Genomic DNA, 22329 nt, shown 5'->3' with positions numbered 1-22329 from the left:
GCGGGTTCCCCGCCCCCCGTGCGGGGGAGGGTCAGGGTGGGGGGTGAAACGGCCGCCGATTCTTGGCCGGTTCGACGAGGGCTAGCCTCTGACGCGCAAACCTTGCGGCCCCCTTGCCCACACCGTCCACCCGCCCCCCAAAACAGGAGCCGAGCAACCCGACCATGGCCTATGTCTGGGACTTTTCCGCGGTCTCGCGCAATGCCGATATCCTGCTGGACGGGCTCGGCCATACGCTGATCCTGTCCCTCTCCGGCATCGCGGTGGGCGTGGCGTGCGGCGGGGTGCTGGCGGCCATGCGGCTGTCCGGGCGGCGGGTGCTCTCCTGGCCGGCGCTGGCCTTTATCGAGTTTTACCGCAACACCCCGCCGCTGGTGCATTTCTTCTGGTTCTTCTACGGCCTGCCCATGGCCTTCGGCCTCACCTTGCCGCCGTTCGCGGCGGCCCTGGCGGCGCTGGGCATCCAGTCCAGCGCCTTCTTCGCCGAAGTGTTCCGCGGCGGCATCAAGGCGGTGGAGCGCGGGCAATGGGAAGCCGGGCGGGCGCTGGGCCTCAGCCGCACCCGGCTGATGCGCCGGATCATCCTGCCCCAGGCCGCCCGGCGCATGGCAGCGCCCTTCGTGGAGCGCAGCTTCGAACTGGTGAAGACCACCACGCTGGCGGCGGCGCTGGCCTTCCATGAGATCATCTACAGCGCCATGGTCATCGTCACCACCACCTACCGGCCGCTGGAAGTCTACACCGTGGTGGCGGGCATCTTCTTCGTGATCCTGTTTTCCGCCAGCCAGGTGGCGGAATGGCTGGAAGCGCGCGGCCGCAAGGCGGGCGCCCGATGAACTTGCCCGAACTGCAATTCGGCGAGGTCTTCGCCAATATCGACCTGCTGCTGAAAGCCTGCGGCCTGACCCTGGCGCTGTGGGCGATCGCGCTCGGCGCCGGGCTCAGCGGCGGCCTGTTCTTCGGCCTCGCCCGCATCGCCCAGAACCGCTGGATCGCCTGGCCGGCGCGCGCGTTCGTGGAGGTGTTCCGCAACACGCCGGTGCTGGTGCAACTGATCTGGTTCTATTACGCTTTGCCGGTGGTCACCGGCCTGCAATTGCCCGCCTTCGCCGCTGCCGCTCTGGCGCTCAGCCTCAATGCCTGCGCCTATTGCGCGGAGATCTATCGCGGCGGCATCCAGGCGGTGCCGGCGGGCCAATGGGAAGCGGGCCGGGCGCTGGGCATGGGCCGGGCGCGGCTGTTGTGGCGGGTGGTGCTGCCGCTGGCGGTGCGGCGCATGGTGCCGGCCTTCACCAATCGTGCGGTGGAACTGGCCAAAAACACCTCGGTCGCCTCCATCGTCACCGTGCACGAACTGATGTACACGGCCCGCCTGTTCAGCAGCCAGAATTATCTGCCGCTGGAGACCTTCACGGTGGTGGCGCTGATCTATTTCGTGCTGATCTATCCCTTCACTTTGGCGTCCTACGCGCTCGAGCGCCGGTTTGCCGCGAGCGGAGCCTGAGCCATGAGCACAGACGTGGTCCTGCGGGTGGAGAACCTGCACAAGAGCTTCGGCCCCAATGAGGTGCTGAAGGGCATCGATCTGGAGGTGCGCCGGGGCGAGCGCATCGCCATCCTCGGCTCCAGCGGCTCGGGCAAGAGCACGCTGCTGCGCTGCCTCAACGTGCTGGAAATGCCGACCAAGGGCCGCATCTTCCTCGATGGCGCGCCCATCGGCACCCAGAAGCCGGACGGCAGCACCCGCTATCGCGAAGCTGAACTCAATGCGCTGCGGGCGCGGGTGGGCATGGTGTTCCAGCAGTTCAATCTGTTCCCGCACATGACCGCGCTGGAAAACGTCATGGAAGGCCCGCTCTCCGTGCTGCACCGGCGCAAGGCCGAGGCGCGGGCGGGGGCGCAAAAGCATCTCGCCCAGGTGGGGCTGGCGGATAAGGCCGATGCCTATCCCTCGCGCCTGTCCGGCGGCCAGCAGCAGCGGGTCGCCATCGCCCGCGCCTTGGCCATGGACCCGGAAGTGCTGCTGTTCGATGAGCCCACCTCCTCGCTCGATCCGGAACTGGTGGGCGAGGTGCTCAGCGTCATCCGCGACCTCTCGGATGAAGGCCGCACCATGCTGCTGGTCACGCACGAACTGGGCTTTGCCTATCACTTCGCCACCCGCATCCTGTTCCTGCATGAGGGCTGCATCCTGGAGGATGGCCCCCCCGAACAGGTGCTGAAAACCCCGCGCGAGGAGCGCACCCAGCGCTTCCTCGAACGCTTCACCGCATTCCGGATCTGAGCCCCATCATGCAATTGACCGGCAAAGGCGCGCAGACGCCGAACCACGATGCCCGCAATGACGGCGTGCTGATCTGGCTCAACGGCAAGCTGGTGCAGCGGGCGCAAGCCATGGTCTCCATCTTCGATGCCGGCTTCGGCCTGGGCGACGGGGTGTGGGAGGGCATCCGCTTCACCGACGGCCGCTTCGTGTTCCTCGACGATCATCTCAAGCGCCTGGAAGCGGGCGCCAAGGCCATCGCCTTGGACATCGGCCTCGATCGCGCCGGCCTCACCCGCGCGCTGCACGAGCTGATGACCGCCAACGGCATGACCGATGGCGTCCACATCCGCCTGATGGTCACCCGTGGCGAGAAGACCACCATCCACCAGGACCCGCGCAATGCGCTGGGCCGGCCCACCATCGCCATCGTCGCCGAGCACAAGCTGCCCGATCCGCAGATCAAGCGCGAAGGGCTGGTGCTGGCCACCTCGCCGGTGCGGTGCAGCGCGCCGGACAGTTTTGATCTGCGGCTCAACTCCCACAGCCGCCTCAATCTCATTCAGGCCCTGCTGCCGGCCATCGCCGCCGGCGCCCATGAGGCATTGATGCTGGATCCGCACGGCTTCGTCTCCAGCTGTAACTCCACCAACCTGTTCTTCGTCAAGGATGGTGCGGTGCTCACCTCCACCGGGCGCTATTGCTTCAAGGGCATCACCCGGCAGAAGGTGCTGGACCTGTGCGTCGCGCATGCCATTCCGGTGCGCGAGACTGATTTCACCTTGGCGGAGGCCTATAATAGCGAAGAAGCCTTCGTCACCGGCACCTTCGGCGGCGTCACCCCGGTGGCGCGGCTGGATGGGCGGGCCATCGGCGCGGTGGGGCAGCGCCCGGTCACCGAGCGCCTGTCCGCGCTCTATGATGCGCTGACCCACACACCATGAGCCCTTGCCCGCAATGACCTCCCGCACCGGCCAACTGGCAGATTTCGCCGCCAATCTCGCGCTGGCGGACATTCCCGCTGATGTGCGCGAGAGCATCAAGCTGCATCTGCTGGATACCATCGGTTGCGGCCTTGCGGGGGCCAGCTCAGACCTCGCCCGCCGGGTGCTCAATAGCGTGGAGGGCGAGCATGCGCGCGGCCCCTGCCCCGTGCTGGGCACCGCCACATCGCTGGCGCCGGCGGGCGCGGCCTTCGCCAATGCGGCGGCGATGAATGCGCTGGACCATGACGACGGCTTCGAGGTGGACGGCAAGGGCATGGGCCACCCCGGCGCCACCCTGGTGGCGGCGGCGCTGAGCGGCGCGGCCCAAGCCGGCAGCGATGGCGCCACCCTGCTCACGGCCCTGGCCGCCGCCTATGAGATCAACGGCCGCGTCATCCTCTCCATGCAGCCGAGCTATGGCCGGTTCCGGCAGGTGTATGGGGTGTGCCAGCACCAGGCGCTGGGGGCGGCGGCGGCCTATGGCCGGCTGCTGGGGCTGAATGGCGCGCAGATGGCCAATGCGTTCGGCTTTGCCGGCACGCTGGCGCCGGTGCCGAGCCTGCGCAAATACAATTGGCAGGCCCGCCCGCTGGTCTCCTTCAAGGATTTCAACGCCCCCGCCGCTGAAGCGGGCGTGCGGGCGGTGCAGTTCGAGCGCGCCGGACTGACCGGCGCCGCCGATGTGCTGGACGGCGAGAATGGCTTCTGGCGCATGATGGGCTCGGACCAGTTCGATCCGGCCCTATTGAGCGACGGGCTGGGGGACAGCTGGTGGGCGCGGCACGCCAGCTTCAAGCCCTATCCCACCTGCCGCTGGATGCACACGGCACTGGAATCGTTCGAGGGCGTGCGCACCGACCGGCCGCTGGCGCCGGACGCCATCGAGGCCATCGAGGTGCTCACCTCCGCCGGATTGGCGCGGGATTTCATGGAGGTGGCGCCCCGCACCCTGGTGGATGCGCAGTTCAGCCTGCCGTTCGCCCTCGCCAGCCTGGCGCTGGGGCGGCCGAAGGCGCGCTGGTATGCGGACATCTCGTCGTCCGACACCGCGCGCGCGGCGCTGGCCGCCCGCGTCTGGGTGCGCAAGGACGACGAGATCGATGCCCAGATGAGCGGCGAAACCCGCCGCCCCGCCGGGCAGGTGCGGGTGATGGCCTTCGGGCGCTGGTTCGAAGGGCCGCGCCTGATCTATCCGCTGGGCTGCCTGGAGCGGCCCATGGCGCCGGAGGCGGTGGTGGCCAAGTTCCGCGCCAATGCCGCCTGTGCCTTGTCGGCGGATGCGGTGGAGCGGATCGAGGCGGCGGTGCTCGATCTGGAACACCAGAGCGACGTCTCCGCCCTGCTGGCATTGAGCGCGGGACGCCCGCCAAGCTGAAGCCGGCGCACCGGCCGGTCAGAAGATGGCGGTGTGCAAGGCGCCGCTGGCATCCATCCAGGCGCGATACATGCCCTCGCTGTTGAACGGCAGCGAGATGGCGCCGGTGCGGTCCACCGCCACCAGCCCGCCGGAGCCGCCCAGCGGCGCCAGTTCGGCGACGATGCCCTCGCTGGCCTTCTTCAGGCTCTGCCCCGCCCAGCGCATGCGGGCGCTGATCTCATGGGCCACCGCATAGCGGATGAAAAACTCCCCATGGCCGGTGGCGGACACCGCGCAGGTGGCATCGTCCGCAAAGGTGCCGGCGCCGATCACCGGGCTGTCGCCCACCCGCCCCGGCAGCTTGGCGGTCATGCCGCCGGTGGAGGTGGCCGCCGCCAGATGGCCGCGGCAATCCAGCGCCACCGCCCCCACGGTGCCATGCTTGCGCGCCGCATCGCCATCGTCCGCCGCCCCGCTGGCGCGGCGCTCCAACTCGCGGGCGAGGGACTCCTGGCGGGCTTGGGTGAGGAAATAATCCGGCGGCATGAACTCCAGCCCGATGTCGCGGCAGAAGGCCTCGCCCCCGGCGCCGATCAAGAGCACATGGTCGGTCTGTTCCATCACCGCGCGGGCGGCAAGGATGGGGTTGCGCGGGCCGAACAGGCCCGCCACGGCACCGGCGCGGCGGTCGGTGCCGTCCATGATCGCCGCGTCCATCTCCTGGGTGCCGGCGCTGGTGAGCACCGCGCCGCGCCCGGCGTTGAACAAGGGATCATCTTCCAGCGCCATCACGCTGGCAGTGACCGCATCCAGCGCCGTGCCGCCGGCCTGCAGCACCACCCGCCCGGCATTGAGCGCCGCCATCAGGCCGGCATGATAGGCCGCCTCGCGCGCGGGCGTCATGGCCGCGCGGCGCAAGGTGCCGGCGCCGCCATGCAAAGCGAGCACCGGGGCGAAATCAGAAACGCAATCGGACACGACACCGGACATGGGGATTTCCTTGGGGCTTCCTCAACGCAGGACGGCGGACATGGCGGACAGAGCGGTCATCCAGCCCACCGCCTCGGCGGCATCGGCGCAGGCAAAGGCCAATGTGGTGGCATCCAGGCGCCGGGCGGGCGGCAGCACCGCGCCCTGATCGGCCAGCGCCGGTGCGTTCATGACGAATTCCGCCACGAACGGCCCCTCGAGGACGAACGGCACCAGCGCGCGACGGTCGCGCACCGCCCGCGTGGCGGCGGCGGCAATGGCGGCGCGGGCCTTGTCCAGCGAGATCTGGCGGGCGGCGCGGTGGCCGAGCGCGGTCTTCACGCACACCGTCTCGGCGCTGGGGAACAGCTCGCTCGCCTCCGCCACCAGGCGGTCATCGCCGGTCACCAGCGCCACCGGCACGCCCAATTGGCCCGCAAAGGCGCCATAGATGCCCGGCTCGCCCAGCGCCCGGCCGGCGAGCCGCACCTCGCGGAAGGCGAAGCTGTTGGTGGTGTGGGCCAGCACGCCGAAGCCGCTCGCCGCCGCATGGTGGCCCACCAAAAACAGCGCCTCGAAGTCCCGCTCCAGCCCCGCCAGCATGTTGAACGGCTTGGGCTTGCCGAGGATGAGATCGGCACGGGCATCCAGCAGTTCGGGCAGGATGTTGGTCATGGGCCCGTGAGCGTCGTTGACCAGCACCTCGGTGGCCCCGCCGGCGAAGGCGCCGGAGATGGCGGCATTGACCTCCTCGGTCATGAGCCGGCGGGCGCGCTCATATTCGGCATTGCCGGGGGTGCACTGTTGCGGCGAGACGACGCCGGCGACGCCTTCGATATCGGCGGAAATGTAGACTTTCATCGGTGTTCCTTCAGCCCAGCACATCCGCCAGCGACGGGCGCATATGGCCGTCGCGGCCGAGCGTGGCGGGGGCAGCGAGGAGTGCGTTCAGCACCGCCTCCTGGGTGGCATCGGCCGCCGCGCGGAACGGCAGATCGATGCGGTTTTCATTGAGAATGGTGCGGGCCACCAGATCGGCGCGCTCATCATGGGCGATGCGATGGGCGGTGGAAAAAGCCAGCGCGATGTCGCCCGAGCCATTGCCCCAAAACGCCCCCAGCCGCGCCAGCCCCGCCCCGCAGCGGCGGGCGATGCGCTTCAATTGCCGGGTCTCCAGCGGGATGTCGGTGGCCAGCACGATGATGACCGAGCCGCGTTCCGGCGCGTCCGCCGCCGCAAAGTCGCTCTTGCGCAGCTTGGGCACAATGGGGCGGCGGCCATCGGGCAGCATCAGATCCCCGGCGCGGCCGAAATTGGCCAGCACCAGCACGCCCAGATGATGGTCGCGCCCGTCTAGCGCCAGCAGCCGCGAGGCGGTGCCGATGCCGGCCTTGAAGCCGAACGCGCTCATACCGGTGCCGGCGCCCACCGCCCCTTCCGCCACCGGGCCGTCGGTGGCGGCATCGAGCGCGGCATAAGCGTCTTCGACGGTCAAAGCCATGGCGCGGATGTCGGACAGCCAGCCGTCATTGCATTCGAGCACCACCGGATTGACCGTGCCGGTCTCGCGGCCGATGTCCGGGTTCGCCGCCAGCGCCCGCCGGGCCAAGGCCTCGAAGCCGGTGCCCACCGAGAGCGTATTGCCCAAGAGCAGCGGCGTTTCGATCTGGCCCAGCTCCGCCACCTGGATCAGCCCGCAGCTCTTGCCGAAGCCGTTGATCACCTCTACCGCCGCCGGAAGCTTGTCGCGGAACAGGTCGCCGCCATGGGGCAGCACGGCGCTAAATCCGGTGCGCACGTCGCCGGCGATCAAAGTGCGATGGCCCACCCGCACGCCGGGCACGTCGGTGATCGCATTGAGCGGCCCGGTCGGCAAGGTGCCGCAGACAAGGCCGAAATCGCGGGCGCGCCGCACCTCAGGCCATCCGCAGCTTGGGGTCCAGCGCATCGCGCAGCCCGTCGCCGAACAGGTTGAACGCCAGCACGGTGAGGAAGATGGCCAGGCCCGGAAAGATGGTGACGCTGTCGGCGACGCCGATATAGGCCCGCCCGTCCGCCAGCATGGCGCCCCATTCCGGGCTGGGCGGCTGGGCGCCGAGGCCGATGAAGCTGAGACTCGCGGCGGTGAGGATCGAGGTGCCGATGCGCATGGAGAAATAGACGATCACATTGGGCAGCGCGCCGGGCAGCAGGTGCCGCAGCATGATCACCCGGTCCTTGACGCCGATGGCGCGGGCCGCATCCACATAGACCGCGTGCTTCAGCGACAAGGTGGAGCCACGCGCCAGCCGGGCGAAGATGGGCACGGAAAACACCGCCACCGCATAGATCACATTGTCGATGCCCGGCCCCAGGATGGCGATGACGCCGATGGCGAGCAGGATGCCGGGGAAGGCGAGCAGCACATCGCACACCCGCATGATGGCGCTGTCGATCAGCCCGCCGTAGTAGCCCGAGATCACCCCCAGCGAGACGCCCACCAGCCCGCCCAGGGACACCGAGAGAAAGCCCACCGCCAGCGAGATACGGGCGCCGAAGAGGATGCGGCTGAACACGTCACGGCCATAGGCATCGGTGCCGGCCCAATGGGCGGCAGACGGGCCTTCCAGGATCGCCATATAGTCCGGCGCGGAGGGGTCATAGGGCGCCACGAACGGGGCGAACACGGCGACGCCCAGCAAGATGAGCAGGAAGGCGCCGGCGATCAGCGCCACCTTCTGCCGGCGGAAGCGGCGCCAGAATTCGCCGAGCGGCGTGCGCATGTCGCTGGTCGCAGCGACCATGGGTGCGGGGGTTGGGGTGGGTGCGGAGGTCGCGGCGGTCATTTGTAGCGGATCTCCGGATTGGCGAAGGCGTAGAGCACGTCAACCGCGAGATTGATGAGGATGAATTCCAGCGAGAACAGAAGGATTTCCGCCTGGATCACCGGATAGTCGCGATAGGACACGCTATCCACCAGCAGGCGCCCCAGGCCCGGCCAGCTGAACACCGTTTCCACCACGATGGAGCCGCCGAGCAGGAAGCCGAATTGCAGGCCGGTCATCGTGATCACCGGCACCAGCGCATTGCGCAAGGTGTGCTTCCAGATCACCAGCTTCTCCGGCACGCCCTTGGCGCGGGCGGTGCGCACATAATCCTCGCGGGCGATCTCCACGAAGGCGGAGCGGGTGAAGCGGGCCATCACGGCGGCCACCCCGAGGCCCAAGGTGAAGGCCGGCATGACGAAATGCTGCCAGGTGCCGTAGCCGCCCGTGGGCAACCAGCCGAGCCGCACCGAGAACAGATTGATCAGCAGCAGGCCGAGCCAGAAGGAGGGAAAGGAAATGCCGGAGATGGCGATGATCATGCCGCCATAATCCTGCCAGCGCCCGCGCTTGACCGCGGAGAGCACGCCGATCAGCAGGCCGAACACGGTGGCCCAGATCATGGCCACCACCGTGAGCCACACGGTGGGCATCAGCCGCTCGCCGATCTCGGTGATCACCGGGCGGCGGGTCTTCAGCGAGATGCCGAAATCGCCCTGGAGCGCATTGCCGACGAAGTGCAGATATTGCTGCCACAGCGGGCCGTCGAGCCCCAGCGACGAGCGCACCGCCGCCACATCTTCCGGCGAGGCATCGAGCCCGGCCACCAGCCGGGCCGGATCGCCGGGCAAAAGATGCACGAAGGCGAACACCACCAGGGAGATCGCGAAGATCACCGGGATGATGCCGACGAGGCGTTTGACGAGATAGTCCAGCATGGCGGCATTCAATCGGACGCGAAAAGGGCGGGCGCTCCTGGGCGCCCGGCGGATGGAGTGCCTCCTCCCGGCCTGCGGGGGAAAGTCGGGAGGAGGCGAGCGCCCGCCACCGCACGGCGGTGAGCGCTATGGGTGTCCCTCCTGGGCGGAGGGGAGATGGCGGGCTTTCCGCCTGCGGCGGCCCCCACCCCACCCTCCCCCGCAAGCGTGAGAGGGCTTTAGGGTGCGCGGGACGAGAAGACTCTCGCCCAGCCGGGAAGCTCCCTCTCCGAACCGGGAGGCTCCCTCTCCCGCTTGCGGGGGAGGGCTGGGGTGGGGGCCGCGCGCCAGCGCGGGCGAGCGCTCAGCTCACTTGAACTCGGCGGATTCCACCACGAAGCCACGGTCCGGCAGCATGTAGACGCCGGACAGGGTCTTGGACTGGGCGGTGATCAGCTGCGACGCGCCGAGGAAGATCCACGGCGCGTCTTCCCAGATGCGCTTCTGGGCATCCGCATAGAAAGCGGCCCGCTTGGCCGGATCGGCAGTCTCCAGGGCGCCTTCGAAGTCCGCGTCCACCTTGTCGTTCTTATAGTAAGCCACGTTGAACAGCGTGGGCGGGAAGCCCTTGCCCCACAGCAGCGGACGCAGGCCCCAGTCGGCATCGCCGGTGGAGGAGGACCAGCCGGTGTACTGCATCTGCACCGTGGCATCTTCCGGCTTCTGCACCGACCAGATGCGCTGGGCGGCGACACCGGCCTCCAGCGGGGTCACGGTGAGTTTCACGCCCACCTGCGCCAGCTGCTGCTGCAGGAACTGCATGGCGCGGATCTGCGTCGTGCTGGTGGTGGCGAAGATCTCGGTCTCAAAGCCGTTGGGATAGCCGGCTTCCGCCAGCAGCGCCTTGGCCTTGGCCAGATCGAAGGTGTAGGGCTTCTGCGGCTCGAAGAAGCCCAGCAGTTCCGGCATGGGGGAGAGCAGCGGCGTGCAATAGCCGTTCTCCACCACTTTGCAATAGGCGTTCTTGTCCACCGCATAGTTGAGCGCCTGGCGCACCCGCGGGTCGGAGAACGGCTTCTTCATGGTGTTCATCGCCGCATACCAGCCGACGATGGACGGACGCCGCACCACTTCCAGGTTCGGCAGCTTTTCCGCCACCGGCACCAGCTCCGGCGGGAACAGCGTCACATATTGCGCCTCGCCCGCCTGCAACATGGCGAAGCGGCTGCCGTTTTCCGGCACGGAGCGGATGGTGACGCCATCCACCTTGGGCCAGCCGGCGCGCCAGTAATTCGGGTTCTTCTCCACCTCGAAGGTGTCGGCGGCCCAGCGCTTGAACTTGAACGCGCCGGTGCCCACCGGATTGCGGGCGATATCCTTGCCATACTTCTCCAGCGCGGCGGGGGACATCATCACCACGGCCGGATGGGCCAGCGTGTTGATGAGCGCGCCGAACGGCGTCTTCAGCACGATCTTGACCGTGTTGTCGTCCACCACATCCACGCGATCCAGCATGGAGATGAGCGAGCGGCGGGAGAGCTTGTTCTCGGGATTGGCGAGACGCTCCAGGCTGACCTTCACCGCGTTCGCGTTGAAGTCGGTGCCGTCATGGAACTTCACCCCCTTGCGCAGGTGCAGGGTGAATTCGGTGGCGGTGGGGTTGACCTCGAAGCTCTCGGCCAGCACCGGCACCAGCTTCATGTCGCGATCAAAGCCGAACAGGCCCTGATAGACCGTGCGCATGGCGGTCTGCGACAGGGTGTCGTTGACGTTCATGGGGTCGAGGCCGGTGAGATTGTCCGGCACGGCGACCACGAGGGGCTTGGCGACCGCAAGCGCGGGCACCAGCGCCAGGGCCGACAGAGCGCCGGCGGCAAGCAGGGTTTTGAAACCCGGGGTTCTTAAACGCATCCGTTGGTCCTCTCTGGAAGGGGGCGGAACTTGTTGAGCAGGCGTTAAGCAGGTGCCTCAGGCGAAATCGCCGATGGCGTGGCGGGCGACGAAATGGCCCTCGCCCACTTCCACCAGCGGGCGCACCAGCGGCGGATCGCCGATGGCGCGGATGGCGCTGGGGATCTCCCCCTCCAGCAGCGGCCGCTCGCGGTCGCGTCGGGCGGGATCGGCGATGGGCACCGCCGCCATCAGGCGGCGGGTGTAGGGATGGGCCGGACGGTCGAACACCGCCTGGCGCGGGCCCAGTTCCACGATCTGGCCCAGATACATGACGGCGACGCGGTGGCTGACGCGCTCCACCACCGCCATGTCGTGGCTGATGAAGATGTAGGAGAGGCCGCGCTTCTCCTGCAGCTCCATCAGCAGATTGACGATCTGCGCCTGGATGGAGACATCCAGCGCCGCCACCGCCTCGTCGGCGATCAGCAATTCCGGCTCGCAGGCCAGGGCGCGGGCGATGCAGATGCGCTGGCGCTGGCCGCCGGAGAATTCATGCGGATAGCGCCGGGCATGATCGGGGGAGAGGCCCACATCCCGCAGCAGTTCCGCCACCCGCTCCTCCACCGCCCGGCCCTTGGCCAGATGATGGGTGGTGAGCGGCTCGGCGATGGAGAAGCCCACGGTGAGGCGCGGATCGAGCGACGCGAAGGGATCCTGGAACACATATTGGATCTTCTGCCGCACCACGCGGCGCTCTTGCGCGCCCATGGTCAGCAGGTCGCGGCCATGGAAGCGGATCTCGCCGGCGGTGGCGTCCTGGAGCTGCATGATGGTGCGCCCGGTGGTGGACTTGCCGCAGCCGCTCTCGCCCACCAGAGCCAAAGTCTCGCCCGCCTTCACCGCGAAGCTCACCTGCTCCACCGCATGCACCCGGCCCGAGAGCCGGCCGAAGAAGCCCCGGCGCAGGTCGAACCGGGTGACGAGGCTTTTCACCTCCAGCACCGGGGCGGTGCCGGTCACCGTGTCCTGGGGCGGGGCCTCGGTATAGGCGCCGCCGCCCTGGTCGTTCAGCACCACCAGCGGAAAGCGGCGCGGCAGCGGCTCGCCGGACAGGGCGCCGAGGCGCGGCACAGCGGACAGCAAGGCGCGGGTGTAGGGATGCTGCGGCCGGGCGAAGATCTCCTCCGCGGTGCCCTCCTCCACCTTGCGGCCGTGGCGCATCACCAGCACCCGGTCGGCCACCTCGGCCACCACGCCCATGTCATGGGTGATGAACAGCACCGCCATGCCCATCTCATCCTGGAGGATGCGGATCAGGCGCAGGATCTGGGCCTGGATGGTCACGTCCAGCGCCGTGGTGGGCTCGTCCGCCACCAGCAGCTTGGGCCGGCAGGCGAGCGCCATGGCGATCATCACCCGCTGGCGCATGCCGCCGGAGAGCTGATGGGGATGGCGATCCAGCAGGCCCTTGGCGCCGGGAATGCGCACCTTCTCCAGCATGTGCAGCGCTTCGGCCCGCGCCTGCGCCCGGTTGGCCCCCTGATGCAGGCGCACCGCCTCGGCGATCTGGTCGCCGATGGTGAAGACCGGGTTCAGCGAGGTCATCGGCTCCTGGAAGATCATGGCGATCTCGTTGCCGCGCACCGCATTCATCGCCTCGGGGCTCTCCCGGGCCAGATCGCGCACGGTGCCGTCGCGGCCGCGGAAGTCCAGCGTGCCGGAGGTGATGCGCCCGCCGCCGAACTCCACCAGCCGCATCAGCGCCAGGGAGGTGACGGACTTGCCGGAGCCGCTCTCGCCCACCACCGCCAGGGTCTCACCGGCGTCAATGTGGAAGGACAGGTCTTTTACGGCGTGTAACACGGTGTCTTGAGTGGGGAATTCCACGTTCAAACCGCTGACGCGGACCAATGGCCCTGGCGCAACGGGAACCGGCTGGGGCGCCGCGATCATGGGGTGATCCTCTCGGCAGGAATGGGATGCGACGGCTCCGCCATCGCATGAAGATGGGGCGCGATGCGCCGGCTCAATTCGGCCGCATCCCCCGCGCTCTGGCGCCGGGCGGTGAGCAGCGCGGTGAGGGCCTCGAACACCCCCACCGTCGCGGTGGGGGAGGCATGCAGCAAAGGATGCTCCGCCGGCCCCAGCAGCAGCAGGTCCGCATGGGGGGCGAGCGGCGAGGACAAGGCATCGGTGATGCCCACCACGGTGGCCCCCTGCGCCCGCATGGACCGGGCATGATCGAGGGTGGCCTGGGAATAGCGCGGCAATGTCAAGGCGATAACCAGATCGCCGGTGCCCACGTGGAAGGCCCGCCGATGCATGCGCTCCTGCCCGCCCTGCCCGTCCAGGGTGAGCTGGGCGCGGCAGAAGGGCAGGATCATGTCCGCCAGCAGGCCCACCAGCGGCGTGCTCAGGCCGAGGCCGAGGAACACCACCCGGTCCGCCGCCGAGACCGCATCCGCCGCCCGGCGATAGGCCGAGGCATCCGCCACCGACCGGGCGCTGCGCAGATTGGCCAGGACCGCATCCAGCGAGCCGGCCACCAGCTCATCATCCTGCGCCGAGCCGGCGGCTTGCGCCTCCAGCTTCTCCACCGGCGACAACGGCCGGAAGCTAGCCATCCCCAAGGCGCGAAACTGGGCAAAGCCGTCCAGGCCAAGGGCCCGCACAAAGCGATTGATGGTGGCCACCGAGACCTCGGCCGCCTCCGCCAGGCCCTCGATGCCCAAGGTCGCCGCATGCAAGGGATGGCGCGTGACGAAATCCGCCACCCGCCCGTGCAGGGGCGTCATGCCGGCGCGGTGCGACCGGATCAGCTCCATCAGCGACGGCATCAGCAGCGGGCCTCCTGAACCGAGGCGAACTGGGGCGGAAAAATGTCTGCGGCCATGATGAAATTATATGTGTCATTTTCATTGCTTCCTGCAATGTTATTTTTCATGCATTCTGCTCAAGCGTGAGGCAGCCCCCGCCGGCTCCACGGCCTGGCATGCCGGATGCGCGCCCACGCCCGTCCCGCCCGCAGATGCGGCCCCCTGTGCGCGGGTCGGCGCGGGAAAGCGCCCCGCTGGCGCGCCGCGGCGGCCGGCTGTTCCCGGCGCCGTTCTCTTTTTCATGCCGAAGTTTGGTGCTATGGTAACGCACACTGTGTGGCGACAATTGGCATTGTCCGCGGCACCTGATTTCGACGTGAGCTGAGGCAATGAGGCTCACGTGCCCATCCGGGAGGGCATATTGCAAGCCACTGATCGCGTCGCCGAACAATTGATCCGAGATATACTGGCGACTCACGGCAAGCTTTCGGTCCAGCCGGCGACGCTCAAAGCAACGGACGATCTTTACCAGGTCGGATTGTCGTCGCTCGCCACCGTGAATGTCATGCTGGAGATCGAAAACCGCGCCGGCGTTGTTATTCCCGATGAAGCACTGACCCGCGCCACCTTCCAGACCATCACCTCCCTCACCGCATTGCTGCAGCATTTGGGCGATCAGGGCGGCGCATGACGGGGCAAGGCACCCCCTTCCCCGCCGCAGACCTGGCGCGGCCGGATTGGACCGATGTCTGCGCCATCGCCCGCCAGCATGCCGCCGCGGTGGATCGCGAGGGCCGCCTGCCCAGCGAGGCCCTGGAGGCGCTCAAGGCCTTCGGCGCCCTGGGTCTGGGCGTTCCAGCGCCCTTGGGCGGCGGGGGCGCCAGCACCGCCACCCTCGCCCGCATGGCGCGCGATCTCGGCGCCGCCTGCGCCTCCACCGCCATGGTGTTCGCCATGCACCAGAATCAGCTGGCCTGCATCGTCCGGCATGGCGGCGACAGCCCCTGGCTGCTGGACTTCCAGCGTCGGATCGCCGCCGAGGGCCTGCTGCTGGCCTCCGTCACCTCGGAAGAGGGAACCGGCGGCCGCTTGCGCACCAGCCAATGCTGCGTCGAGCCCCTGGCCGACGACCGCTTCCGCCTGACCAAGGCCGGATCCACCATCTCCTACGGCGCCCGGGCCGATGCGCTGCTGCTGACCGCCCGTGCCGGGCCGGAGGCGCACGGCTCCGATCAGGTCCTGGTGGTGCTGCCCCGGGAAGCGGTGACGCTGGAGGCCTATCGGGGCTGGGACGCGCTCGGCCTGCGCGGCACCGAGAGCTGCGCCTTCCACGTCTCCGGCGCCGGTGATGCGGCGCAGATCCTGCCGGTGCCGTTCGGCCAGATCGCCGTGGAGACCATGGTGCCGAATGCGCACATCCTGTGGGGCGCGGTCTGGCTCGGGATCGCCGGGGACGTGGTGGCCCGCACCCGCGCGCTGATCCGCGCCCGCATGCGGGCGCGCTCGGAGGCCGACGACCGGGCGCTGCCGCGGCTGGCGGAGATGAACGGCATTCTGCAGGACATGGACGCCCGCCTGCGCCGCGCCATCCAGATCTATGACGCCGGCAAGGCCACGCTGGAGGCGGTGGAGATGGTTCTGGTGAAGACCAGCCTGTCGGAAATGGCCCTGCATGTGGCCGATATGGGCATCCGCATCGGCGGGTTCTCCGCCTATCAAAATACCTCGCCCTATAGTCTCGGGCGGCACCTGCGGGATCTGTATGCCGCCCCCCTCATGATCAACAACGAGGCCATCCTGGCCGACGCGGGCCGCATGCTGCTGGTGAACCGCCAGAGCGCGGGCAATTTCGACGATGAAGCGCCCCTGCCATGACCACTCCGCCCGATCTCGCCGCAGCCGCCTTCCGCACCGAACTGCTGGACGCCGGGCTGCTCATTCCCACCGGCGTTGACGGCCTCTATGGGCGCAGCGCCGCCTATGAGCAGGTGGCAGAAGGGCTGGAACGGGCGATCTCGGCCATGACCGCGGCGGACGGGGCCGAGCGGATGCGGTTTCCCCCGCTGCTGTCCCGGCAGGAGTTCCTGGCCAGCGGCTATCTCAAGGGGTTCCCGCACTTGGCCGGCACCATCAGCTGCTTCTGCGGCAATGAGGCCGACCATCGCCGGCTGCTGCAATGCATCGAGGCGGATGAGGATTGGTCGGCGCTCCAGCAGCCGGCGGAGGTGGTGGTCACCCCGGCCGCCTGCTACCCGGTCTATCCGGTGGTGGCGCGCCGCGGGCCGCTGCCGGAGGCGGGCCTGCTGGTCGATGTCTCGTCTTATTGCTTCCGACACGAGCCCTCCGTGGATCCCTGCCGCATGCAGATGTTCCGCATGCGCGAGCAGGTGCGCATCGGCACCGCCGCGCAGGTTCTGGCCTTCCGCAACGCCTGGCTGGAGCGGGGCGCGGACTGGATCCGACGCCTGGGGGTGCCGGTGACCACCGATCTGGCCAGCGATCCCTTTTTCGGCCGCGCCGGCAAGCTGATGGCCGACGGCCAGATCGGGCAGCAGCTCAAGTTCGAACTGCTGATCCCGGTGTCCAGCGCAGACGCGCCCACCGCCTGCCTGAGCTGCAACTATCACATGACCCATTTCTCGGAGATCTGGCCGTTGCGAACCCCAGACGGCAACCTGGCCCACACCGGCTGTGTCGCCTTCGGTATCGACCGGCTGACCTTGGCGCTGTTCCGTCACCACGGCTTCGACCTGAACGCCTGGCCCGCGGACGTGCGCGGCCAAGTCTTCGCCTCCGAAGTCTTCACCTGAGCGGGTGGGCGCAGCCGATGATCCCGGTCGTCTTCAACGACTGCATGGGGTTCCTGCACCCGGCCAAGGCCGGCGTGACCTGCGGTCGGGCGGTGATCATCTGCGAGAGCTTGGGATACGAAGCCCTGTGCACCCAGCGCGCCATGCTGTCTTTGGCCCGCATGGCGGCGGACGCCGGCCTGCCGACCCTGCGCTTTCATTATCCCGGCACCGGCGATTCCGCCGGCGACGAGGCGCCCGGCCAGATCGAGCGCTGGATCGACAGCATCGGCGCGGCCGCGCAGCACCTGCGCGAGATCAGCGGCGCCACGGAGATCGCCCTGTGCGGCTTCCGCCTCGGCGGGCTCCTGGCGGTCGAGGCCGCCAAACGCTTTGGCGGCATCTGCGCCCTGGCGCTTCTGGCGCCGGTGGTGTCGGGGCGGACCTATGCGCGCGAACTCATCCTCAGCGGCGCCATGATTCCAAACCGCGAAGGCACGGTACCGCCGGACTGGCGCGAGATCCTCGGCTATCGGCTGCATGTGGGCGACCTGGAGGCCCTGCGTGGCCTCGACCTCACCAAGACCCATGCGGCGGGGGCGGCGCCGCGCATCCTGCTGGTCGCCCCGGATGCCGCCCCGCCGGATCTCGACCCATCCATCCGGTTTCAGCACTTTCAGCATTATGACGGCCTGACCCAGCACGCCCAGGACATCGTCATGCCCATGCGGGTGTTCGCCGATACCGTGCACTGGCTGCGGGACGGGGCGCCCCCCGCAGCGCCCGGAGGCCATCGGGAGGCGTCCCCGGCACGATTGGAGGCGGCGCCCGGGGTGATGGAAACGGCGCTGCGATTTGGCGCCCACGGGCAGTGCTTCGGCATCCTGGCGCGGAATATGACGCGCCAGCACGAGCGCGCGGTGCTGATTCTGAACTCCGGCCTGAACACGCACACCGGCAATGGCCGCGGCGGCGTCCGCCTCGCCCGGCGCCTTGCCGCCGCAGGGGTGACCACCTTGCGCATGGACATGGACAAGATCGGTGAAAGCGCTCCCGAAGACCCCACCGAGGCGGTGGGGTTTCACGATCTCGGCCGGGTGCGGGATATCTCGGCGGCGCTGGACCTCCTGGAGGCGGCGGGACACCCCCGCGCGCTGCTCACCGGCATTTGCGCCGGCGCCTATATCGCCCTGCATGCGGCCGCCGCCGATGCGCGCGTGTGCAGCGCCGTGCTGGTGAACCTGCCCTATTTCTATATCCGCAACGAAGACCCCGCCATTCCGCTGTGGCGGCGTCCCCTGGCCCTGGGGTGGCGCGTTCTCGATCGAAGCCGCCACTGGTGCGCGGCGCTGACGCGGAACCGGCGCCCCATGCTCGGGGCGGCGCACTTTCGGCGCACCTATCTCATCGGCCGCGGGCTGTTGCTGCTGCACTATGGCCTGCTCACGGCCAAGCAGCGGCTGCTGGCGCGCATGGCCCGCGTGCTGCCCGCCGGCTGGGCGAGCGGATATGCCGACACGCTGCTCAAAAGGCTGTGCCAGCTGGGGGTCTGCCTGACGCTGGTCTATAGCAGCGACGACTGGGGGTTGGTGGAACTCGGCATCGTCTTTTCCGCGAACGGCCAGCGTCTGGTGGAGAACGGCTGGGGCGCGATCCGCTTCATCGACGGCGCCGACCACACCATCACCACCAGCTGGATGCAGGACGTCTACGGCGCCATCATCGAGGAGCAGCTGGGCCTCGGGCCTGTCGATGAGAGGACGCCCTCCCGTGTGGGCAGCGTCGACGACGCGCCAGATGCGGCGGCGACGCCGGTCACGTAGCATCCGCCGGACACGCACCCTGCGCGCAGACCCGCGATCGCTTCCCGCTGTTGGAAACCGGCATGAAAGCCCGCCCCTTCCGGCGACGGATCGGCGTGCAGGCCGCCTATTCGGCCACGGCCCAGCGGGAGAAGGCGATTCCGTCCACGTCGAACGCCTCGCGCCGCAGGCGAAGGCCGACGGGCGTGGCGGTGCGGCGGCGCTTCATTTCCAGGTCCAGCATCTCCCGGGCGCCATAGCTCAGCACGATGCGCTGGCGCGCCGCATGCGCATCCTCGATTTCCACCATGTCGGGCGCGCAGATGGCGGTGATGCGGTAGGCGGCGGGATCGGCGCCGCGCACCGCATCCGCCTGCAGCGCCGCGCCAGCCCGCCCAGACGGGCCGCCGAGCCGGAAGGTCAAGATGTCCAGCGCCGTGAGAACTGCGCTTTGCACATTGCTTTTTGCCATGGCTTCCACAAAACACATCTGTTGGATAGAGCTTACCTCTATTCCTACATCATTCTGTGAAACCAAAAAATAACATCTTTTGTACGTTGTTTCTGGCCTCGTTCAGTCGGGCATCCGCTCGCCGGATCCAAATTCCGCCTGGCAGATGAATTGCTCAAAGGCGGCAGCGGCAAACTTCAGATGGTGGCCGGTGATGGTGAGCCGATAGAGCGGCCGCCGCAGCGCCAGCCCTTCCACGCTCAGCACCTTCAGCCGACCCAGGGCGATCTGGTCCTTGGCGGCGGCGGCGGAGACCATGGCGATGCCCAGCCCGGCCGCCACCACCTGCTTGATGGCCTCGGTGCTGCCCACTTCCATCACCCGATCCGGCCGGATGCCGCAGGCCTCCAGGGCCGTGCCCACCACCTCCCGCGTGCCGGATCCCGCTTCGCGCACGATGTGCCGCACCTGGTCGAGATCCGCCGGCACCAGCGTCTTGCCCATCTGCGCCAGGGGATGATCCGGGGCGACGATCACCACCAGATCGTCAAACAGCCAGGGATGGGCCGACAGGCTGGGATGCTCCACCGGCCCCTCCACCAGGGCCACGTCGATGTCCCGCGCCAACAGGCGCTCGGCCACCTCCTGGGTATTGGCGCTGGTCAGGCGCAATTGCAGGTCAGGATGGGCGTCCTGGAACGCCCCGAGGATGCGCGGCAGCACATACGTGGCGATGGTGGTGCTGGCGCCCACATGCAGCTCGCCCTGCGCCAGGCCGCGCAGGGCCTGCAGATCCTCCTCGGCCCGCCGCTCCACCGCGAACAGGTCCACCGCATGGGCCAGCAGCAAGGTGCCGGCCTCGGTGAGGCCGATGCCGCCGGGATTGCGCTCCACCAGCACGCAGCGCAGCTGCGATTCCAGCTCCCGCACCCCCTTGGAGACCGCCGGCTGGCTGATATGCAGCGCCTCGGCGGCGCGGGAGAAACTCCGGCATTCGGCGACCGTCCGAAACAGGCGCAGCAGATGCAGATTGATGGCCATAACCGCACTTCATGAGGGGGTGAAAAAACGCTATTTGCACGTGGAATGCATAAGCGTGCATTTAGATCGCCGACAATGGGACTCGTGATCCACCGTGCCGAAAGTTTTCCAGTGGTTGGCCGCTATTCTACCGGGCGTGGCGCTCTGCGCCATGGTGACCGGGGCGGCCTATGCCATCCAGATCGTTGAAGAACACATGAGCGGGCATCCTTATGTGGAAGCCCTCGTCCTGGCCATTCTGCTGGGCACGGCGCTGCGCTCGGTTTGGACGCCGTCGCCGCGGTTTCGTCCCGGCATCGCCTTTTCCGGCAAGATCCTGCTGGAGATCGCGGTGATGTTCCTGGGCGCCTCGCTCAGCGCCGCCGCTTTGGCCGCCGCCGGGCCGGAACTGCTGGGCGGCATCGTGCTGGTGGTGGTGGTCTCGCTGCTGGCCAGCTACGGCATCGGCCGGCTCATGAAGCTGCCGCACAAGATGGCGCTGCTGGTGGCCTGCGGCAACTCCATCTGCGGCAATTCCGCCATTGCCGCCGTCGCCTCGGTGATCGACGCGGACGGCGATGACGTGGCCTCGTCCATTTCCTTCACCGCCATCCTCGGCGTGATCGTGGTGCTGGCCCTGCCGCTGCTGATCCCGCTGCTGGCCATGAGCGACACCCAATATGGCGTGCTCGCAGGCCTCACCGTCTATGCGGTGCCGCAGGTGTTGGCGACCACCGTGCCGGTCGGCCCGCTCGCCACCCAGATCGGCACCTTGGTGAAGCTGGTGCGCGTGCTGATGCTGGGCCCGGTGGTGTTCCTGGCCGCGGTCAGCCATGGCCAGTCCCTGAGCCGCGTCAAAGCCGTGCCGGTGGGCGCCTCGGTGGTCGCGAAGCCGAAGCGGGTGCCGCTGCACCGGCTGGTGCCCTGGTTCATCGTCGGCTTCATCGCCTTCGCCGCCTTGCGCTCCCTGAACCTGATTCCCGCAGTCGTCCTGCCGCCATTGGCCGCCGTCACCACCGTGTTCACCGTCCTGTCCATGGCCGCGCTGGGGCTCGGGGTGGACCTGCGGACCCTGAGCCGCGTCGGCGGGCGGGTCACCTTGGTGGTCACGCTCTCGCTGCTGCTGCTGCTGACCATCAGCCTGCTGCTGATCCGGGTGCTGCATCTGGCCTGAGCCGAGGCGCGCACCGCCGTCCGTCCGGGCCGGCGGGCGCGGCCGGGGGGCGGCGCTGTCCCGCCGGACCGCGATCTGTGCTAAGGCAAGGTCCAGTGCGTCGCGGCGACCGCATGCGAGGTCGCCCCGACCGATCCAAGGGATGGACAGTCTAGATGGCAGCGTCGGGCGGTTACGGTCAGACTTCAACCGGGGGCGGCACGGCCCATATGGGCCACGCGGAGGATATCATCCCCCGCGACATCCGGTTCGATATCCTGGGCAATGCGCAGCGGCATTGGCTGGAAGACGATATCATCAAGACCATTCTGATCGACGGCCTCTCCATCTTCCTGCCGGAAGGCGAGCGTTTCTTCATCCGCTCGCTCAAGCACTACGGCCCCAAGCTCCAGGACAAGGAGCTGGCCGCCGAGATCAATGGCTATGCGGTGCAGGAAGCCTTCCACACCCGCGAGCATGAGGAATACAACCGGGCCATGATGGGCCTCGGCTATGACGTGGACGAGATGGAGCGGCCGATCCGCTTCGGCTTCGAGGTGGTCAAGAACCCCATGCACCGGCTGGCGATCACCTGCGCCATCGAGCACATGACCGCCACGCTCTCCACCCTCACGCTGCGCCATCCCGAACTCCTCGACAAAGCCGCTCCGGCCTACCGCCGACTGTGGATGTGGCACGCGCTGGAGGAACTGGAGCACAAGGCGGTGGCACTGGATGTGCTCAATGCCGCGACGCCCGAGCTGTCGCGCTGGCAGCGCTATCTGCTGCGGGTGATGGGCATGAACGGCACGCTGTTCCCGTTCCTGGTGATCTTCCTGCGCAATGTGCCGATCTATGCCCGCACCGACGGGGTGAAGACCGGCTTCCGCTTCTGGATGCGCTTCTTCTGGGTGACCATGGTCGCGCCCGGCTATTGGCGGCGCTGCCTGCCCAATGTGCTGCGCTATTATCTGCCGGGCTTCGACCCGCGCAACAGCGACGATGCCGAGCTGATGCGCAAGGGCCGCGAGTGGCTGGCCAACGACATGCCCCCCGCCAAGGACCCGCCCCCCGCCAAAGGCGCCGCCCCCGCCCAGCCGGCCGGCTGA

Annotated in this window: 21 protein-coding genes; 11 read left to right on the top strand and 10 right to left on the bottom strand. The window is 68.4% G+C overall.

From position 1 onward, the window contains the following. The first annotated feature begins 164 nt into the window (after positions 1 to 164). From AAG816_RS16305 to AAG816_RS16285, 5 genes are read left to right on the top strand one after another with little or no spacing between them, the layout of a single operon-like run. Complete coding sequence (locus AAG816_RS16305) at positions 165 to 836, top strand: amino acid ABC transporter permease (RefSeq protein WP_341990714.1); 672 nt, start codon at positions 165 to 167, stop codon at positions 834 to 836. Continuing rightward, entirely contained in the window at positions 833 to 1504 is a 672-nt protein-coding gene (locus tag AAG816_RS16300; RefSeq protein WP_341990713.1) for an amino acid ABC transporter permease, read from the top strand. Before AAG816_RS16305 ends, AAG816_RS16300 begins: the two co-directional genes overlap by 4 nt. A 3-nt stretch (positions 1505 to 1507) precedes the next feature. Further along, positions 1508 to 2284 carry an amino acid ABC transporter ATP-binding protein gene (locus AAG816_RS16295; RefSeq protein ID WP_341990712.1) on the top strand — a complete coding sequence of 259 codons (777 nt, stop codon included), beginning with the start codon at positions 1508 to 1510 and terminating at the stop codon, positions 2282 to 2284. Between the two features lie 8 nt (positions 2285 to 2292). Further along, positions 2293 to 3207 carry an aminotransferase class IV gene (locus tag AAG816_RS16290; RefSeq protein ID WP_341990711.1) on the top strand — a complete coding sequence of 305 codons (915 nt, stop codon included), beginning with the start codon at positions 2293 to 2295 and terminating at the stop codon, positions 3205 to 3207. A gap of 13 nt (positions 3208 to 3220) precedes the next feature. Then, positions 3221 to 4624, top strand: a complete 1404-nt coding sequence (locus AAG816_RS16285) for an MmgE/PrpD family protein (RefSeq protein ID WP_341990710.1) — start codon at positions 3221 to 3223, stop codon at positions 4622 to 4624. Positions 4625 to 4642: 18 nt separating this feature from the next. Here AAG816_RS16285 and AAG816_RS16280 read toward each other — a convergent pair whose 3' ends face one another. The 8 genes from AAG816_RS16280 to AAG816_RS16245 all read right to left on the bottom strand — a co-directional run bounded on the left by AAG816_RS16280 (position 4643) and on the right by AAG816_RS16245 (position 14026). Then, on the bottom strand, positions 4643 to 5596 hold the full coding sequence (locus AAG816_RS16280; RefSeq protein ID WP_341990709.1) for an isoaspartyl peptidase/L-asparaginase: 954 nt from the start codon (positions 5594 to 5596) through the stop codon (positions 4643 to 4645). Between the two features lie 21 nt (positions 5597 to 5617). Next, on the bottom strand, positions 5618 to 6436 hold the full coding sequence (locus AAG816_RS16275) for a M55 family metallopeptidase (RefSeq protein WP_341990708.1): 819 nt from the start codon (positions 6434 to 6436) through the stop codon (positions 5618 to 5620). Between the two features lie 10 nt (positions 6437 to 6446). Next, the gene (locus tag AAG816_RS16270) at positions 6447 to 7490 is read right to left on the bottom strand and encodes a P1 family peptidase (RefSeq protein ID WP_341990707.1); all 1044 of its coding nucleotides are present in this window, start codon (positions 7488 to 7490) and stop codon (positions 6447 to 6449) included. A gap of 1 nt (position 7491) precedes the next feature. Continuing rightward, entirely contained in the window at positions 7492 to 8400 is a 909-nt protein-coding gene (locus tag AAG816_RS16265) for an ABC transporter permease subunit (protein WP_341990706.1), read from the bottom strand. Then, a complete protein-coding gene (gene gsiC, locus AAG816_RS16260; RefSeq protein WP_341990705.1) occupies positions 8397 to 9317 on the bottom strand; it encodes a glutathione ABC transporter permease GsiC in 921 nt (306 codons plus the stop codon). Before gsiC ends, AAG816_RS16265 begins: the two co-directional genes overlap by 4 nt. A gap of 348 nt (positions 9318 to 9665) precedes the next feature. Continuing rightward, positions 9666 to 11207 (bottom strand): glutathione ABC transporter substrate-binding protein, encoded by a 1542-nt coding sequence (locus AAG816_RS16255; protein ID WP_341990704.1) that lies wholly within the window; start codon positions 11205 to 11207, stop codon positions 9666 to 9668. Positions 11208 to 11264: 57 nt separating this feature from the next. After that, entirely contained in the window at positions 11265 to 13142 is a 1878-nt protein-coding gene (locus tag AAG816_RS16250; protein WP_341990703.1) for a dipeptide ABC transporter ATP-binding protein, read from the bottom strand. Beyond that, complete coding sequence (locus tag AAG816_RS16245) at positions 13139 to 14026, bottom strand: MurR/RpiR family transcriptional regulator (RefSeq protein ID WP_341990702.1); 888 nt, start codon at positions 14024 to 14026, stop codon at positions 13139 to 13141. Before AAG816_RS16245 ends, AAG816_RS16250 begins: the two co-directional genes overlap by 4 nt. A 379-nt stretch (positions 14027 to 14405) precedes the next feature. Between AAG816_RS16245 and AAG816_RS16240 the strand changes: the two genes are divergently transcribed. The 4 genes from AAG816_RS16240 to AAG816_RS16225 are packed head-to-tail and all read left to right on the top strand — an operon-like array spanning position 14406 to position 18617. After that, the gene (locus AAG816_RS16240) at positions 14406 to 14696 is read left to right on the top strand and encodes an acyl carrier protein (RefSeq protein ID WP_341990701.1); all 291 of its coding nucleotides are present in this window, start codon (positions 14406 to 14408) and stop codon (positions 14694 to 14696) included. Then, positions 14693 to 15880, top strand: coding sequence for an acyl-CoA dehydrogenase family protein (locus tag AAG816_RS16235; protein WP_341990700.1), 1188 nt, complete (start codon positions 14693 to 14695; stop codon positions 15878 to 15880). Before AAG816_RS16240 ends, AAG816_RS16235 begins: the two co-directional genes overlap by 4 nt. Continuing rightward, on the top strand, positions 15877 to 16815 hold the full coding sequence (locus AAG816_RS16230) for an amino acid--[acyl-carrier-protein] ligase (RefSeq protein ID WP_341990699.1): 939 nt from the start codon (positions 15877 to 15879) through the stop codon (positions 16813 to 16815). The genes AAG816_RS16235 and AAG816_RS16230 overlap by 4 nt, the downstream gene beginning before the upstream one ends. A 17-nt stretch (positions 16816 to 16832) precedes the next feature. Continuing rightward, positions 16833 to 18617 (top strand): hypothetical protein, encoded by a 1785-nt coding sequence (locus tag AAG816_RS16225; RefSeq protein WP_341990698.1) that lies wholly within the window; start codon positions 16833 to 16835, stop codon positions 18615 to 18617. Between the two features lie 106 nt (positions 18618 to 18723). On the opposite strand, the gene AAG816_RS16220 is transcribed toward AAG816_RS16225, so the two are convergent. After that, on the bottom strand, positions 18724 to 19068 hold the full coding sequence (locus AAG816_RS16220; RefSeq protein WP_341990697.1) for a hypothetical protein: 345 nt from the start codon (positions 19066 to 19068) through the stop codon (positions 18724 to 18726). Between the two features lie 102 nt (positions 19069 to 19170). Then, positions 19171 to 20088, bottom strand: coding sequence for a LysR family transcriptional regulator (locus AAG816_RS16215; protein ID WP_341990696.1), 918 nt, complete (start codon positions 20086 to 20088; stop codon positions 19171 to 19173). A gap of 94 nt (positions 20089 to 20182) precedes the next feature. Between AAG816_RS16215 and AAG816_RS16210 the strand changes: the two genes are divergently transcribed. After that, a complete protein-coding gene (locus AAG816_RS16210) occupies positions 20183 to 21241 on the top strand; it encodes a putative sulfate exporter family transporter (RefSeq protein ID WP_341990695.1) in 1059 nt (352 codons plus the stop codon). A gap of 155 nt (positions 21242 to 21396) precedes the next feature. Beyond that, entirely contained in the window at positions 21397 to 22329 is a 933-nt protein-coding gene (locus AAG816_RS16205; protein ID WP_341990694.1) for a metal-dependent hydrolase, read from the top strand.

Source organism: Azorhizobium sp. AG788 (assembly GCF_943371865.1).
GTDB lineage: Bacteria > Pseudomonadota > Alphaproteobacteria > Rhizobiales > Xanthobacteraceae > Azorhizobium.
The sequence above is the reverse complement of the archived record's forward strand: the minus strand, read 5'-3'. Positions and strand labels throughout refer to the sequence as shown.